The organism is Roseofilum acuticapitatum BLCC-M154, assembly GCF_030068475.1.
Classification (GTDB): Bacteria; Cyanobacteriota; Cyanobacteriia; order Cyanobacteriales; family Desertifilaceae; genus Roseofilum; species Roseofilum acuticapitatum.
Genome location: NZ_JAQOSP010000094.1, coordinates 1 through 16520 on the forward strand (window position 1 = coordinate 1; position 16520 = coordinate 16520).

The 16520-nt window shown below is 45.7% G+C and carries 14 protein-coding genes; 2 read left to right on the top strand and 12 right to left on the bottom strand.

Translation table 11 applies throughout. From position 1 onward, the window contains the following. Positions 1-92 precede the first annotated feature (92 nt). Entirely contained in the window at positions 93-764 is a 672-nt protein-coding gene (locus PMG71_RS14325; RefSeq protein ID WP_283754382.1) for a DUF2232 domain-containing protein, read from the bottom strand. A gap of 20 nt (positions 765-784) precedes the next feature. Continuing rightward, the gene (locus PMG71_RS14330) at positions 785-1492 is read right to left on the bottom strand and encodes a Crp/Fnr family transcriptional regulator (protein WP_271938098.1); all 708 of its coding nucleotides are present in this window, start codon (positions 1490-1492) and stop codon (positions 785-787) included. A 290-nt stretch (positions 1493-1782) separates the two neighbouring features. Here PMG71_RS14330 and PMG71_RS14335 point away from each other — a divergent pair, with 290 nt between their 5' ends. Both PMG71_RS14335 and PMG71_RS14340 read left to right on the top strand, forming a co-directional pair. Beyond that, positions 1783-4326 (top strand): hypothetical protein, encoded by a 2544-nt coding sequence (locus PMG71_RS14335; protein ID WP_283754383.1) that lies wholly within the window; start codon positions 1783-1785, stop codon positions 4324-4326. 28 nt (positions 4327-4354) lie between these two features. Continuing rightward, positions 4355-5845 carry a hypothetical protein gene (locus PMG71_RS14340; RefSeq protein ID WP_283754384.1) on the top strand — a complete coding sequence of 497 codons (1491 nt, stop codon included), beginning with the start codon at positions 4355-4357 and terminating at the stop codon, positions 5843-5845. Here the strand turns inward: PMG71_RS14340 and PMG71_RS14345 are convergent. From PMG71_RS14345 to PMG71_RS14390, 10 genes are all read right to left on the bottom strand, one after another. Then, complete coding sequence (locus PMG71_RS14345) at positions 5831-7081, bottom strand: uracil-xanthine permease family protein (protein ID WP_283754385.1); 1251 nt, start codon at positions 7079-7081, stop codon at positions 5831-5833. The genes PMG71_RS14340 and PMG71_RS14345 overlap by 15 nt on opposite strands. An 87-nt stretch (positions 7082-7168) precedes the next feature. Then, positions 7169-7339: a hypothetical protein gene (locus tag PMG71_RS14350; RefSeq protein ID WP_283754386.1), complete on the bottom strand. Its 171-nt coding sequence runs from the start codon at positions 7337-7339 to the stop codon at positions 7169-7171. A 39-nt stretch (positions 7340-7378) separates the two neighbouring features. Beyond that, entirely contained in the window at positions 7379-8542 is a 1164-nt protein-coding gene (locus tag PMG71_RS14355; protein ID WP_283754387.1) for a tetratricopeptide repeat protein, read from the bottom strand. A 118-nt stretch (positions 8543-8660) separates the two neighbouring features. Further along, positions 8661-9323 carry a class I SAM-dependent methyltransferase gene (locus PMG71_RS14360; RefSeq protein WP_283754388.1) on the bottom strand — a complete coding sequence of 221 codons (663 nt, stop codon included), beginning with the start codon at positions 9321-9323 and terminating at the stop codon, positions 8661-8663. Between the two features lie 125 nt (positions 9324-9448). Next, entirely contained in the window at positions 9449-9691 is a 243-nt protein-coding gene (locus tag PMG71_RS14365) for a YgiT-type zinc finger protein (RefSeq protein WP_283754389.1), read from the bottom strand. Between the two features lies 1 nt (position 9692). After that, the gene (locus PMG71_RS14370) at positions 9693-10004 is read right to left on the bottom strand and encodes a DUF4258 domain-containing protein (protein WP_283754390.1); all 312 of its coding nucleotides are present in this window, start codon (positions 10002-10004) and stop codon (positions 9693-9695) included. Between the two features lie 170 nt (positions 10005-10174). Next, positions 10175-12886, bottom strand: a complete 2712-nt coding sequence (locus tag PMG71_RS14375) for a hybrid sensor histidine kinase/response regulator (RefSeq protein WP_283754391.1) — start codon at positions 12884-12886, stop codon at positions 10175-10177. Positions 12887-13051: 165 nt separating this feature from the next. Further along, positions 13052-13741, bottom strand: a complete 690-nt coding sequence (locus PMG71_RS14380) for a zinc metallopeptidase (RefSeq protein WP_283754392.1) — start codon at positions 13739-13741, stop codon at positions 13052-13054. Between the two features lie 419 nt (positions 13742-14160). Then, a complete protein-coding gene (locus PMG71_RS14385; protein ID WP_283754393.1) occupies positions 14161-15486 on the bottom strand; it encodes a M16 family metallopeptidase in 1326 nt (441 codons plus the stop codon). 167 nt (positions 15487-15653) lie between these two features. Beyond that, positions 15654-16340 (bottom strand): Uma2 family endonuclease, encoded by a 687-nt coding sequence (locus PMG71_RS14390; RefSeq protein ID WP_283754394.1) that lies wholly within the window; start codon positions 16338-16340, stop codon positions 15654-15656. Between the last annotated feature and the right edge of the window lie 180 nt (positions 16341-16520).

Below are 16520 nucleotides of genomic sequence, written 5' to 3' on the forward strand. Positions count from 1 at the left end.
ACCCCATCACCCCATCACCCCATCACCCCATCACCCCATCACCCCATCACCCCATCACCCCATCACCCCATCACCCCATCACCCCACACCATCTACTCCCGATCTAACAACACTTCTACCCAAGCAGGGGGTTGGGGGATGGGGTTACCGAGTTTTTCTAGGAGCAAACTAGAGACTAAATGGACAACGAACAAATAGATAAAATTATTAATTAAAACCATGACGACGGCGATCGCCTGTACCACCATAATATCCGGCTCGGCCAATAGTCCCAACTTCAGGAAAGCCCAATCGAGTAACCCCGTCACCTGTGCCATCAGATACAGCCATAAATCCTCACCGAGGAGAATGGACACCAACCAAATCTTGAAGAAAAAGCCGATCGCCCCTAATAGCGTCCCCAACCCAATGGACAGACACCAACTTGCTCCCCGTCGCCACATCATCCCCAACTGTACCCCTAACAGTCCAAAGGGAATCAGAAACAGGATACTGCGGGTTGGCCCCATTAGCACCGTTAACAGCAAACCCGTTACCGTCATCGTCATCCAAGCATTACGACTTCCCCAGCGCAAATAAGCTAAGGCGATCGGTACGGGGAAAAAGATCCGCAACAATGGCCCCGGTGGAAAATAATAATTCACCAACCAAATTAGACTAGAGGTACTGGCTAAAAATGCTGATTCAACTAGAGGCAACGTCAGATTTACCGGACGATCTGGACTCTGGTTTTCCCCGTTTTGCGGGTTATACTCATTACTCATTACTTACTACTGATTACTCATCACACCATCAAGCGCTCCAAAGCACCCAAATCGGGAATACAGAGTGTATCGCGATCGGGCCGTACAATTAACTTTTTCTTTTCCAACTTACTCAAAACCCTAGTCACCGTTTCACGGGCTAATCCACTTAAACTACTTAATTCTCGGTGGGGTAAATTGGGGATTTCCACCCCTTCAGCCGTTTTAGTTCCTTGACCATCGGCCAAAAATAATAAAATATCGGCGACACGGGAGGTACTATCCGACTCTCGCAGTCGTAAGCGTCGGTTGACTTGGCGTAACCGTCGAGCCATTAATTGGGCCAAGCGGATGCCCGCTTTAGGTTCCGTATGAATTAGGTTAACAAAATCACTAGCAGGCATATTACCAATCGTGGTTGGGGCGAGAGTAATCACATCCGTCGAGCGGGGAACCTCTTCTAGGGGGGCCATTTCACCGAATAATTCTCCCTTACCAATAATGTTGAGAGTTACTTCTTTACCATCTAAATTATAAGTACGAATTTTAACCCATCCTTCCAAAATAAAATAAACGGAACTTCCCCAATCATTTTCCAAGAGAATGACTTGGTTAGAAGGATGTTCTCGCACCACTACTTGCGCCGTCGTCCGTTCAACAATTTCCTCCGGTAAGCCTTCAAAAAAGGGGGCTGATTTAATAAGTTCACGCTGATTCAGTTCACCACGAGACTTGTGTCGTTCTACCATAGGGGTAATGTGCGGGATTCAAAAAACTAAAAGGCGAAATAACGACGGCTGAGGGCAGGCCAGGGGTTTACACCTATAACGATAAGGGCCATCATAACGTAAAGTGCTTCAAAATCTACAAGATTTACCGGTCATTGAGGGCGATCGCCCTCAATGACCCAAACCCATAACATAAGATAAAGTTAATTTTCGCATCAAATCCGCCCTAGCCGTCCAATTTTGACTTACACTGCTTGCAGTATGCCTACCTTCAGCAGAACCGAGCGAACTTATAGTTAGGGATGACGATTGTGACACCTCAGACTGACCCGCGTCAAGCACTGATAACGGAAATTGATAGCGTGCTATCCAAAACCCAGTCTCGCCTCCCTTGGGTGATGGCGGGAGAGGTGAGCCAACAACGTCGGGTATTAAGACGGGTTCGGGACTATTTGGCCAGTTTACCCAGCGCCTCAACTGGGCATCCTGCTGCCAAAGGTCAACTCCCCCCCTCCACTCGTCCAACTCCTCCGAGTCGCCGTCGTCTTTCCCTATTGGGGGCGGATCTTTCCCAAGAGAGCCAACCCACACCCCAACCCCAGAGTGCGGCGAATCAAGAAATTGTGCAAGCTGTGGTGCAGGATTTGCGCTCTAGTATTCTCATGCCCTTACAAGCAGAAATTGCAGCGCTCTCTAGCCAACGGGAACAAATGCGCCAAGAGCTGCAATTTCTAGATCAACAGCGCCGCAATAATTCGATGTCGGGTCAATCTCAGAAGATGATGACGGAGTTTTTCCAAACGCTGATCGATCGCTGTGCAGAAAGTTTAACCCAACAAGTAGCTGAGAATTTAGCCAATTTGCAGGTGGAGTATCTGCAATATCGATCCCCTGAACCCCACGATCCAATTTTGGCCCCCGATAGTAATGCCGATCCGGTGCTGTTGACTCCCCAGGAACGACTAGAGCAACTACGAGCGTTGCAAGCTCAATCGGATAAACTGCTCAAAACTCTAGATGCGTCGATTAATGTGGTCTTTGAGACGCTGCAAAGTAATCTTCAAAGCTATGGTGAGTCGATGACCCAAGGCATTGACCATATGTATAGTTTGGGTCAACAGGGTGAGGTGATGTTTAGTGCTTTGGTGAACCGGTTGGCATCCCAGTTAGGGCGAGAAGCGTCATCCTATGTGCAAACGCGATCGGAAGAGAGTTCTGGGGGAACCTTAGAACAACCGAGTGGGGGTAAATCTTTGAATCCTTCGGCCATCGCCCCGGAAACGGATGGAAAAGTCCCCCTCTCTACTCCAGATAGCCTTATTTCCCAACCCACCGATCCCCAGTCTGAGGAAATGAAAGAAGAGGAGGATTGGGATAATTTTGAACCGGAATCGATAGAGGAGGAAGAGTCGGAGGATTTAGAAGAGTTGGGGGATCTCGATGAGGAGATCGCATTGGAATTTTTTGAACAATTGGAAGACTCAGAAGAAGCGGTTGATATTACAGAGGAAGTGGAGCAGGAAGAAGAAGATCGACCCTCGGAAGAGTCCTCCGCCCATGGTGAGGTAGCTTCAGAAGAGCCAGAAGCAGAGATTGAAGGGGATGAATTTTATGATGCCTTGTTTGGCTCCGATCGATTTACAACGGGTGAAATTCCAGACCAGGAAGAAGCGGACGATCCCCTGCAAGAGTTAGTCGAGGCAGCAGAATCGGATCGGATATTACCGGAGGCGGAGCCAGAACCGGATTTAGCAGCGATCGCCCAAAGGGAAGAACCCGCAGCAGAGGAAGAGCAAGAGGCGATCGCCGAAACCCTAGAAACCGATTTATTTGAAGGATTAGATGAAGCGGAAGCACCAAGCGAGGACTTAGCAGAAGCCCCCGAAAGTGAAGACCGATCCTCAAACAGTGCAGTGGTTGAGTCGAACCTCTTTGAATTAGCGCCACCGCCCTCCCAAGTAGAAGATCCGGTTTCCCTAGAAACCTTCATGGAGTTATTTGGCGACGAAGATCCCCCACCCCAGATCGCCTCAGAGAACCTAGAAACAGACTGGGCAACGGAAACCCCTTTAAACTCCACAGAAGATGTTTATATTCCTGCTTCTCCCGATGAAGTCTTATTACCCACCGATCTCGAAGAAACCCAGGGGGTTAGTCAGTTAAACTTACAGGGCGAAGTCTTAGAGCAGTTAAGTCAAGATTTATTTAGTCTCGAAGGTGAGAGGACTGGGCCAGCGCCCTCCCTAGATCCTCCACAGGAGGATCTATTTGGCACTTTAGAGTCCGTCGATGCTGCCCCTGCCCTTCCTGAAGAAGAGGCAGCGATGAATACTGAGAATTTCCTCAATGAAATTTTGACCCCTGAGCCAAAGAGTCCAGAACCTACAGCAGAACCGGAAGAAAGTTTATTTGAAGGATTCAGAGAAGATCCAGAATTGCCCCCGCCACTTCCAGAGAAAAAAGTAGACGACTCAAATCCTTTGTGGGCGCAGGACAACCCGTTCAACTTACCAGAATCTTTAACCATCGATACGGTGTTTGGGGAAGAAGCCCAAGATTTAGACCCACAAGAGGCTGAATCGGTTACTCTAGATGATGCCTTTGAGGAAGACAATCCAGAGAATCAAGACGCTATTGATCCATCGACTGGGGGAGGGACATCAACGATAGAAAATATGTTTGACGGGTTTTTGGCGAGCGAATTTTCAAACCGAGATCCCGATCCCTCCTCTCCTACTTCAAGTGAAACGGATAGCCTCACTCAAGAAGAAACCTTTACCCTAGATGATGTCTTTGAAGGGTTTGCAGATGATAATGATCCCGATCCACCATTGAATTCTTTGAATAGAGATTAATTCTGAGGATGTGAGAGAGGGAAAAAGTGTGGCGTATCACTCATCGGTAAAACAGCGCTCCGATCGCGAGCCAGGACTCTGGTATTTGGGGATTGATTGGGGAACCACGGGGATTTCAGCCGTGTTACTGAATTACTCGACGCACTGTTTTTATCCCTTGGAGCGTTTCCAGGCTCTACCGGGTGTGGCGGGAGTCCCCCTGAAGCCTTGTCTAGATTGGGGTTTAGCGGGGAGGGCGATCCTTGAGGAGATGGCTAAACAGTTGCAGGGGATGAGGGATCGAGAAGGCTATAAGCCAGAGATTTGGAGTCAGTTAAGTGGGGTGATTGTGGGTTGTCCGGCCCATTGGAGTGATGCCTATCGATTTAATCTGCGAGAGGGGATTTTGAGGACGGGTTGGGTCGATCGGCCGGATCAAATTCTGTTTTTAGAGGAGCCGATCGCTTTGGTCATATCGGAGTTGCGGGATATGGCCCAGGGAACGCAATGGCAAGGAGCAACGTTGATTTTAGATTCGGGCGCAACAAAGACGGAGTTTGCTTTGGTGGATATTCCGTTAAAACGATCTGAACTTAAGTATGAGGATTTCCATGTGGGATCTCTGGCTTATGGGGGGGATGCGATCGATCAGGATATTATGGGTCAGTTGTTGTTGGGTGGGGAGCATCCCTTTTTACCGGGTATATCGGATGGGGAACTGGGGATAAGGTTTCCTCAACCGGGAGAGGTGGATTTAGAGACCCGTTGTCGGTTGGCGGAGTATTTGGGGAGTTCAGAGTGGGGTCAGGGGGTATTGGCGATCGCCAGAGAGGTGAAATATAGACTTCAGATCGAAAACCAGATTACGGTTCGCCTAGAGCAGCAGCAATGGACGATTAAGCGTCGGGATTTGGAGATGAAGGTGTTTGTGCCTTTTTTACGGGCGCTCAGTCGGGAGGTGAATCGCCTATTTAGTCAGACGGGAGTTGCTCCCCAAGGGATACGTCAGGCTTTATGTACGGGGGGAAGTGCGTCTTTGACGGCGATCGCCCGTTGGTTGCGGCAAAAACTACCGAGTGCGGCGATTATTCAAGACCGTATTCCACAGGGACAACTGCCTAAATGTAGTCGGGTGGCTTATGGATTGGCGAATTTACCGCTTTATCCTCAAGTCCTGAATACGGTTCGCCATCAATATAGTGATTATTTTCTGTTGTTAGAATTACTACGGGTGATGCCCGATGAGGCGATCGCCGAAAGTCAAATTTTCCACTTGTTAGAACAACGGGGAATTAATACGGCGGTTTGTGGCGATCGCCTACGGCAATTACTCCGGGGATATTTACCTCCTGGCTTACATCCTAAATGGGGACAGGATGGGGGAAATAGGGAGTTCAATGAACCCTTATTTAGCCAACAACCAGAAACGAGATTATATACCCTCAATCCAGAGCAAAATCGGATGATACATCACCAATTTCAGACCGTTTTAGAAGGCTCATACCAAACCTTAGACGATCCCTATTTACTCATTTGGTAAAAGCCCATTGAGTAACACGCCAAAAATACCACATAAACCAATGCCTTGTAGGGCAAATTCTCCCGCTTTTAGGCTCAGTCCACCGACTCCAAAGACCAGAATAATGGCGACAATTGTCAAATTGCGGGGTTTCATGAGATCATCTCCAGAGCGGACTAGGCTATTCATACCCACGACTACGATCGTACCGAATAAAATAACTAGAATTCCGCCCATGGCGGGTACGGGAATAGAGCGTAAAAAGGCTCCTAGTTTACCGAAGAAAGCGAGTAAAATGGCTAAAATTGCTGCCCAAGTCATGATCCCGGCGTTAAAGAGTTTAATCAGGGCAATGGCTCCGGTGACTTCGGAGTAGGTGGTATTGGGGGGGCCGCCTAAACAGGCGGCTAGACTGGTGGCTAAACCATCTCCGAGGAGGGTGCGATGGATACCGGGGTCGCGAAAATAGTCTTTTTGAGCTACGGCACTGATGGCGAGGATATCGCCAAAGTGTTCGATCGCCGGGGCGATCGCCACGGGTACAATAAATAGAATGGAGGGTAAATGGAACCGGGGTAAGGTACATTGGGGTAGGGCAAACCAAGGGGCTTCGGCGATCGGAGTTAAATCAACCATTCCGAAAGGAAAAGCCACCAGATAGCCCACCAATAAACCCGCTAAAATGGGCACTAATTTTAACCATCCTCGACTGAATAATACGGTTAATAAGGTGGCCAGTAAAGCGCTACCGGAAACGGCTAGAGCGGCTCCTGCGCTGTATCCTTCCCCCGCATTAGAAGCCATATCAATAGCAATGGGAGCCAGGGATAAGCCAATGACCATAATTACCGGCCCGGTAACCACCGGAGGTAGCAAGCGGAGCAAAAATCCGGAACCGCGCCATAAAATTAACAAACTCAAGAGTAAATAAACGACTCCAGCAGCCATTAATCCTGACAAAGTTTCGGCTAAACCATACTTTTCTACCCCCAGTTGAATGGGGGCAATAAAAGCAAAGGAAGAGGCTAAAAAAACCGGTACTTTCCCCCCAGTTACCCATTGAAATACTAAGGTTCCTAAACCGGCAGTTAATAGGGCAACATTGGGGTTTAGTCCGGTTAAAATCGGCACTAAAACCAAAGCGCCAAAAGCAATACAGAGGATCTGAGCGCCGAGGGGCAAGTACCGCCAACTGAATCGATAGGCCGTGCGATCGTTTTTTTGGGCTTCTAGGTTAGCACTAGGAGGTTCTATCATTAGAGTTTACTCCGGGATGAGCGATTTGCTCATTATATTAGAGTGAGAGTATACCATCAATAGCCCTTGAATATTGTATTGTTTTTATCAAAAGAAAGAGGGAAAGCTCAACATATTTTTGACAAATTTTGCAATCTCTTTAGAAGGATTGCGTTCATTTAAAAATTCTTGGCTACTCATTTTTTTATCCCGAAACCGTTTCACAAAATCTCGGATTTTTTCTAACTCGGCTAGACGATCTTTACTTTTTTGTTTCATTATGTTTTAAATCCCTGAAAACTAGGAATTGCTGAGGTTTCATTCGGTTTCGGGTTGGGATTCTTGGGGTTGCTCCAATTTTTGGCTCTCCTGTGCTTGGGCGGTTAAACCACTTAATCGGGCTTGGGCCTTACTCCAGTAAGAAATGGTAGTCTCATGTTCGGGTTCGAGTTGCAAGGCTCGATCGCAACAGGCGATAGTGTCTTCATAGCGCTCTAGAGCATATAAACAAATCGCTTTATGTTGCCAAGCATCGGCTAGGGTTTCATTGAGGGCAATCACCCGATCCCAAGCGGCGATCGCCTCTTCATAGCGTTGAAGGCTGGTTAAGATTCGCGCTTTTCCCACCCACCCTTGAAAGGCATCGGGGCGAATTTCTGTTGCCTTCTCAAAACTTTGCAGCGCTTCGGAGAACCGTTCAAACCAACTTAATACCGTTCCTCGATTGAGCCAAGGATCGAACGCATTGGGTTGTAATTTTAGAGCTTGTTCATAACTATCTAAGGCTTCCTGATAGCGGCCTAAATTTCTCAGGGCTACCCCCCGATTACTCCAAGCAATATCATAATCGGATTTAATCGCCAGGGCCTGATCGTAGCTGCCTAATGCCTCTTCATAACGTTTAAGCTGATTGAAGGCTACCCCTCGATTAATCCAAACCTGATAAAAATCGGGTTTCATCTCCAACACCCGATCCCAAAGTGCCAAAGCCCTGGCATACTGGCTCTGTTCATACAAGCTATTGGCTTGATTAAATAACTCCTGAGCCTCTGTTGTCATCGGTTGCACTGTTTCGGGGGTAAAGGTTTTTTGCAGCAAAGCTCGCCCCACTTGAGTGGCTTTTTGACCGATGGCTCCGAGTTCAACTGCTCCCAACTTTAATAACCGGGAAGCCAATTGATGATTGGGAACTGGATTTTCTAAGAGGCGATCGCCAAATTCTGTTAACCAATTGAGCCATCCTTCTGGGGTGGTGCGATCGGATAAGGTACTCAAATATTGCTGCACTTGAGGCGTTTCCCATCCCCCATCGACTCCTTCGAGCAGTTGCATAAAGACAAACTCATATCCCGTGCGATCGAGTGGGGGTTGGCGCTTCTCTTCTGGGCGAGCAATTGTCACTGAACTCCCTCGATCGCCCAATAACTGCCCCCATAATCTTCTCACCCAACCGATCAAAGCGTTCCACAATCGTTTCCACATAGCGATAACCGAGTATTGATGTCCCTTTCATGATTCCCTATTTTCCATGAAAAATTAAAAACTCCTATCCATTCCCAAACGGTAAGCGCTTCTGGCAGAACGGGTTTTAGGGTACGATTTAACACTTCCAGGCTAAGGTTAAGCCATCGCCAATGGGGACTAAAGTCAATTGAATACGCTTATCTTTGTGTAGAGTTTGATTAAATTCTCGAATGGCTTGGGTGCGGGGATCATCTACTTGCGGATCGGCGACTTTTCCTGACCATAAAACATTATCAATGGCAATGATTCCTCCTGGACGCACTAAAGTTAAGGCTTTTTCGTAGTAATTCAGATAATTGCGTTTATCGGCATCAATAAAGGCAAAATCAAAGGTATTTTCTTCCCCGTTTGCTATTAATTGCTCTAGGGTGTCTAAAGCGGGAGCAATGCGTAAGTCGATGCGATCGCTCACTCCTGCCTTTTGCCAATAACGACGCGCTACATTCGTCACCTCTGCATCCACATCACAAGCCACCATCCGACCCTCTGGAGGCAAGGCTAAGGCTACCACTAAGCTACTATATCCCGTAAATACTCCAATCTCTAACGTTTTTTTTGCGCCCATTAACCGCACCAGAAATGCCATAAACTGACCTTGCTCCGGGGAAATTTGCATCTGTGCCCTGGGGTTTTGGGCGGTTTCTGCTCGCAGTTGGGCTAAAATTTCCGGCTCTCTGAGGGAAAATTTTAGTAAATAATCATACAGTTCAGGGGTTAGATTTAGAGTCTGTAGGGACATAGGTCAATTGGTATAAGAATGAGAGATGAGAGTTCTGATAGGGGCGAAGCATTCGGGTATTCAGATTAATATTTTCAGCAATAACTTCTAAAATTCCGAAAAGACGCTTCCAGGATTTCATCGATTTATTGAACTCGGAAAGATTGACCAATGGCTTCAAATTGATCTAAATTTTGTTGTTTTAATTTTCGTCTAATTTCTGCAAATCTTTGGACTTGGGCAGGAGTGTATAAGCGTTCACCGCAGTTTAAACAAACTTGTGCAGTAATTTGAATAATCGCAGTATGATTTCCTCCTTGTAAAATTTTTTCAACTTCTTTCTCTATCATTTCTCCTGAACAAATCGGGCATTTTTTGAGGGTTTTCATTTTAGTATCTCCTTTTTTTATAATTGAGCCATCGTTGAGAATCAGGACGGTAAACAGTTACTAGGGTTGCTGTTTGGGTTTCTACATCATAATCCCAAACACTATGTACGGGTTCATGGGAAAAAGTGTCACCATAAATTAAACAGCGAGGATAAGGGTAGTTATTAGGATAGGTTTCAATGATTTCACCATACATCACAGAAAAATAAATTTCATCAAAGGAAAGTTGATCGTTGGCGGCTTCTTCATCGGCATGATCGGTAATCCAGATTCGCTGATCTAGTATGGCATCAATAATATTTTTTAATTGCATTGATATTCATAAAGCAAGAAACGGAGTTTTTTGGGGATAATGTTGCTTAAGTGACAAATATTGGGTCAAGAAACCCAATTTCTCAACCCAGGCACAATCCCCCCTCAGCAACCCAACCACTTATTGTCATTTCTACAGGCTTGTAAACCAAAAAGCCGTATAATATAACCTCAGACCTGAGTATGGCTTTCCAACAATTCTAGGATACCACGCTCATCAAACTCAGCCGCTAACTGTAAGAGGCGATCGCTAAACGCTTCATACTCCCTTTCCTCTTCTTTGAGTCGGTACGCTGTCTTCTCGATCGCTTCAATATCGCCAATTTTGAGCGCTTTATAGAGCGGTTTCAAAGCTTCTGGCTTCGGTATAATCATCGGGGATGATGGCCCTTCTAGAGGCGATCGCACGTCCTCATAAATCCATTGTACTTTAAGATACCGCTTCAAAGCCTTAAACAACTTCTCCATATCCAACGGCTTATCGAGAAACTCATCACATCCAGCCGCGATCGCCAAATTTTGATCCGACAAAGACACACTCGCACTCACCGCCAACACCGGCACAGTTTCTGAATACAATTCACGAATCTTCCCCGCCAACTCATAACCATCCATCTCCGGCATCATAATATCCGTCATCACCAAATCCGGCTTAATCTCTGGCAACTTTTCTAATCCTTCCCGTCCATTTTTCGCCTCGGATATCAAAAATCCCAATGGCCTTAAAATCTCATAAACTACCGTCCGATTCAGAGTTTGATCGTCCACCACCAAAATCTTTTTCCGCTCCCCTTCATAACCAATAATTTTTCCTTGCTCTAAAACCGCAGCCTTACTGACCCATTCATCCGAAACCTGTAACTCCACTTCAAACCAAAACCGGCTCCCCTCACCCCACTGACTTTCTACCTCAAGGGTACTTCCCATCATCGCCACAATTTGCCGACAAATCGTTAACCCTAAACCCGTCCCCTCTGACTGCTTAGACTTTGACCCCACTTGTTCAAACGGCAAAAAAATCTTCTCCAACTGCTCAGGAGTCATGCCAATACCCGTATCTTCAATTGTAAAGCGAATGGTCACCTGTCGAGACTCTAAATCCTCCCTACACAGATCTCCCTTAAATGTCACCACTCCTCGGTCTGTAAATTTAACGGCATTGCCCAATAAATTCAATAATACTTGTCGCAAACGCTTTTCATCTCCTTTGACCCCCACCGGTAAATGGTCAGCCATCAAAACCTGCAAATTAATCCCCTTATTCGTTGCTCTTACTCTCGCTATTTCGGCCACCGCAATCAAAAAAGAGGGTAAATGAAAATCGCTATTCACTAAAGTCATTTTCTTGGCTTCAATTTTAGCCAGATCTAAAATATCATTAATCAAAGTCAACAAGTGAGAACCCGCTTGATGAATAATGCTAACTCCTTTACGGTGATCGTTGAGATCCTGAGCGCGATCCATAATTTGGGCATAACCCAGAATCCCATTTAAAGGAGTCCGCAATTCATGGCTCATATTGGCTAAAAATTCACTTTTAGCTTGATTAGCACTATCGGCCGCTTTTTTGGCTTCTGCTAATTCTGCTGTGCGCTCTTCTACCCGTTTTTCCAAATCCGTAAAATAAGCTTTGAGTTCAGTCGCCATGCGATTAAACGAATCAGCTAAGGTTTTCAGTTCAGCAATATTACCGATTTTAACTTGTTGATCTAAATCTCCATTAGACATAGCTTCCGAAGATTGAACTAGGGCTAAAATCGGTTTACTAATCCAACGAGAAGTATAAATTCCTAACACCGTAGCTATTCCTAATGCTGCTAAACAGAGCCAGATAGTTCTCACGGTATTAGCATGAATTTCTGTCATGAAATCTGATTCTGGAATCAGTACCACAATCAACCAATCTAATCCCTGGTCATTCACTAAGGGAGTGACTTGTAAAAAATATTTTTCTCGATCGATAAAAAACTCTAACTGTTGGGTTTGGTTGATTTGACTCAGTTGTGAGAATTTTACCTCTAAAAATTGACTGGCTTTGCGAATGGGTAAAATTGAGCTTTTGCTGGCTTCTAAGCGATTAAATGATTGGTTTTTCGGATCTTGGATATAGGGTGATTCTTGAGTTGAAGATCCAATGACATAACCCGATTGTTCGAGAATTAATACTTCTCCCGATTGACCCACCTTGAGAGAAGCTAAAAATTGATTAATGACATCTAAGGGAATATCAACACCAGCAACCCCAATTAATTGCCCCTGGCGATCTAAAATAGGTTGAGCTGCGGTAATGCCTAGAATATTATCAGCATAGGTATAGACTTCACTCCAGATGGGGCGATTTTCTTGAACGGCTTTTTGATACCAGGGTCGTGTGGTTGCATCAAAAAAATCGTAGATGGTGAGTAATTCCGTGATGTTTCCTTCGGCATCTGCTCCATAGCTCATTAAGCGTCCAGCTTGCAGATTTTCGGTAAATTCCCAAAGAAAGACATCGCTGAGATCATAGCGGCCTGCGCCGATAAAGCCTCCCGATTCATTACCTACAGAAATGTAAAGTGGATAATTTTGACCAAAGGCATAACTTTGATTTAAGAATTGGCGATTTAATGCCTGAATATTTTTAAAATCAAGCCATTCCTGTTGGATGGCTTGAGCATTGGCTGAGTTGATTTGATGGGGAATGGCTAAATAGTTGTTGAGATAATTCTGAACTCGCTCAGTGCTTTCGGTTCTCAGTTGAGAGGCGACATTATTAACGGCTTTTTTCCCATTCATCAAGGAAAAATAACCGGTTAATCCTACTGCGGCGAAAATCTGGATGACGAAGGGAATTACTAAAACCAGGCGTAGGGGAAGCGATGGTGAGGCTTGAGAATCGCTCATGGGTTAATCTCCAGTGTTTGGTAGTGGCTTAATTACTGGTGTTTACCCAACTATGTTAACCCTATGAGATCAGTTTTTATGTTATGTGGATTACGCTAGAGAAAGGGAGCGAGCAAGATGCTCCCTTTCTCTAGCGAGCAAGATGCTCGCACTCCTTGTTTTGGATTAGCGATCGCGGCTAATCAGTAGTAATTGTGCCAGTTGCAACACGGAATATAGGGCGGTGGCTACATAAGTCCAGGCAGCCGCTTGTAGAACCGCTTTGGCCGCTCGATTTTCCTGTCCTTGCAGAATGCCCAGTTGGTCAATTAACTTTAGGGCGCGACCAGAGGCATCAAATTCTACCGGAAGGGTAACCACATGAAAGGCGATCGCACCTACAAATAAGGCAATGCCTAAATTAATCACTAAGCTAGAAATCGTGCCTAAACCGCTAATAAATAATCCTAAAATCACCAACATGGGGCCAAACTGAGAGCCTAAATTGGCCACAGGCACTAAATTTGCCCTCAGATTCATAAACCTATAACCCTGCTTATCTTGCAGCACATGACCGCATTCATGGGCCGCTACTGCCGCCGCCGCTAAAGAAGAAGAATTATAGATCCCTTCGGAAAGGCGAACGGCTTTAGCATTGGGGTCATAATGGTCTGTTAATTCTCCAGAAACGGGTTCAATACTAATATCTGTTATTCCCATTTGATAGAGAATTGTTCGAGCCACTTCTGCACCTGTCATCCCCATGCTAGAGGGAATTTGGGCATAACGCTGATAGGTGCTACGGATTTGGTTTTGCGCCCAAAACATTAATAGAATCCCTGGGATCAGGATCAGATAGGAGCTATAGTAAGACATATAACAGGAAATAGGGAATGGGGAATAGGGAACAGATAAATCTCTGTGTCTCTATTCGTAATTGATTTTTAGTATAGTCTTGAAGTTTTGGAAACGGCACGGTCGCCAAGATACGGTTTTCCATACTCTAAACCGTATCTGCGATATAACGTTCAATTCCACTGGCCGTAAAACCCATAATATCAAGTCCGGTTCCGCAAGCGGACATGAAAATTGGAAAAGAGAAGCGGGCAAGATGCCCGCACTCCTCGAATTCTTTGATATGACTGGAGTGGGAGCATCTTGCTCCCTGGATTTTTAATTCTGGATTTTTAATTAGGGTATTTCCGCTTCGCGGACATGAATAAGCGAACTTGATATAACCCAAACCAACAAGGGTTTTAAGGGGTTAAACTTGAGAATCATGCAACCTCCCGGAATTACCACAAGGGTTTCAGTTGGGTGACCACATAGCGATCGGGATGTAAATATTTGCGAGCCACATGCTGGATATCTTCAGGAGTTAGGGATTGAATGCGATAGGGATAACTTACCGCTTGCCTAGCTTCCGCCACGGTATGATAATACCCATACAATCCAGCCAGTTGACTAGGGGTTTCCGTAGAGAAGGCATAATCATTACACAGTTGACGTTGGCACGATCGCAATTCACTCTCCAAAATCGGGGTTGTGCGTAGAGTATCTAGACGCTCTCGGATCAGAGACTCTACATAGTTCAGATATTTTGGCTCTAACCAAGCTGTAATCGTAAACAAGCTAGAATCCTGTTGCAGCGAAAAATCACTACCAATCCCATAAACTAAACCCTCTTCTTCCTGCAATTCTCTCACCAGACGGGAAGTCCGCCCATTGGCTAAGAGTACGGAAATTAAATCCAAGGCATAGGCTTCACTGAGGCGACCCACTCCCGGCCCTAACCAAGCCATCATTAATCTTGCTTCTTCTAAGCGAGGATACTTTAATTCCTTTCTGTGAATGGTTTCTAGAGGAGAAATGGTGTGCGCTTGGGGGGTTCTGAATCCATTTTCTGTGGCGAATTTTTGCGGCGATCGCCCATTTCCCCAAGACTGACTTTTTCCAAGTATTTTTTCAAACCCAATAAAACTTTGACTTACCCGATCGATCGCCTCAGTTTCACTGATATCTCCCACCAACACCACCGTCATATTCTCCGGTTGATAACAGTGGTGATGAAAAACTTGCATCTGTTCTGGCGTATGGCTTAAGACCTGAGTTTGCGTCCCTAGTACGGAGCGCCCATAGGGATGATCCGGATATAAGTTTTGCAGCACAGAGGAAAATCCCAGCCAGTCCGGATCGTCCTGAGTTTGTCTGATTTCTGACATTACAACTTCCCGCTCTTGCAGAAATTCCTCTTCTGGAATCGCTGGATGAAGTAGAATTTCAGCTAAATAGGGCAAGGTATCACCCAGGTGAGCAACCGCCGTATTAATGTAGAAATGGGCATAATCATAGCTGGTGGCCGCATTACTCACTCCACCCCGATTTTCAATCACGCGATCGAACACTCCCGGCCCGATGCGATCGGTTCCTTTGAACACCATATGTTCTAAGAAATGGGCTAATCCTGGCAGTTCTTCCGGTTCATGCATTGCCCCGGCTTTCACCCACACATCCGCAGCTACTGCGGGAGTGGCTAACATTTGTTGATGGATTAGAGTTAAGCCACTATCTAGTTTTAGGGTACGAGCTGGAAAATGGGGGAACGATAATAATTGTGCCAAGGGTTGGACAGTTTATATTATTTTCTGGCGGAATTGTATCGATTTTTCAGCTATTTTTTTGTAGCTCAGAATACAAAATATTAGCTTTTACTCCGGTTTTTCGGGTTCAAAGACTCCACCCACTTTAAACGACCTTAAGGTTTGGGTAGAACGAAGTAAAAACCAACCTACTTTTGTGATAGAACCTGCACAAATTCTTGATGTTCATCTGTTGCTATTCCTGCTTGCAACACCTGCAACACCCGCGCTAAATTACCACTCAACAGGGCCTCAACATCTAACCACAATCCCGGATAGACTTCACTGCGAATGATCCCATCTTCATCGGCTTCGAGTTTCTGAAATTGACCCGCTCTCAGGCGAAACCAATCGATCTCACGATCCTCAACCCGCCATACCAAATATTCTTGCACCTGATGGCGACAATAAACCTGCAATTTATCTTGCATATCCAGAGAGACCGTTGAAGCCGAAATTTCTACCACTAACTCCGGCGCTCCCACCACATATCCCTCCTCATTGACGATAGATTGTCCTTCCTGCTCAATGCGTAATAATCCATCCGGTTGTGGTTCATTGTTTAGGTCTAAGATAACCGTACAATTATCTCCACTTTCCACTCCGGGAGTCATTGCTTCATAGGAAAACAACCAACCCATAATATGGCTGTGCGGTTTTCCATGTTGATTAATCCGTAACGGTGATGCCATATAAACTACTCCTTCGATTAATTCGGCTTTCTTTAGCTCCGGCATGTTAGAATAGCGGCGCTCAAATTCTGTGCGTGAAAGATGGTCTCCATTTTCTAATCGCGGAATATTGGGCGATTGAGTGATCGTTGTATTCGTAACCATAGTTATTTCTCCTTAGTTTTTGATGCTGATGATTCATTAATATCAAGTCCGGTTTCCGCAAGCGGACATGAAAATTGGTTAAGAAGCGGGCAAGATGCCCGCACTCCTCGAATTCTTTGATATGACTGGAGTGGGAGCATCTTGCTCCCTGGATTTTTAATTAGGGTATTTCCGCTTCGC

Coding starts and splice junctions, on each gene's coding strand:
- PMG71_RS14360 (WP_283754388.1), bottom strand. CDS start 9,323: ATGTCCCTACAGACTCTAAATCTAACCCCTGAACTGTATGATTATTTA.
- PMG71_RS14330 (WP_271938098.1), bottom strand. CDS start 1,492: ATGGTAGAACGACACAAGTCTCGTGGTGAACTGAATCAGCGTGAACTT.
- PMG71_RS14345 (WP_283754385.1), bottom strand. CDS start 7,081: ATGATAGAACCTCCTAGTGCTAACCTAGAAGCCCAAAAAAACGATCGC.
- PMG71_RS14365 (WP_283754389.1), bottom strand. CDS start 9,691: ATGAAAACCCTCAAAAAATGCCCGATTTGTTCAGGAGAAATGATAGAG.
- PMG71_RS14350 (WP_283754386.1), bottom strand. CDS start 7,339: ATGAAACAAAAAAGTAAAGATCGTCTAGCCGAGTTAGAAAAAATCCGA.
- PMG71_RS14325 (WP_283754382.1), bottom strand. CDS start 764: ATGAGTAATGAGTATAACCCGCAAAACGGGGAAAACCAGAGTCCAGAT.
- PMG71_RS14370 (WP_283754390.1), bottom strand. CDS start 10,004: ATGCAATTAAAAAATATTATTGATGCCATACTAGATCAGCGAATCTGG.
- PMG71_RS14390 (WP_283754394.1), bottom strand. CDS start 16,340: ATGGTTACGAATACAACGATCACTCAATCGCCCAATATTCCGCGATTA.
- PMG71_RS14355 (WP_283754387.1), bottom strand. CDS start 8,542: ATGTGGAAACGATTGTGGAACGCTTTGATCGGTTGGGTGAGAAGATTA.
- PMG71_RS14380 (WP_283754392.1), bottom strand. CDS start 13,741: ATGTCTTACTATAGCTCCTATCTGATCCTGATCCCAGGGATTCTATTA.
- PMG71_RS14375 (WP_283754391.1), bottom strand. CDS start 12,886: ATGAGCGATTCTCAAGCCTCACCATCGCTTCCCCTACGCCTGGTTTTA.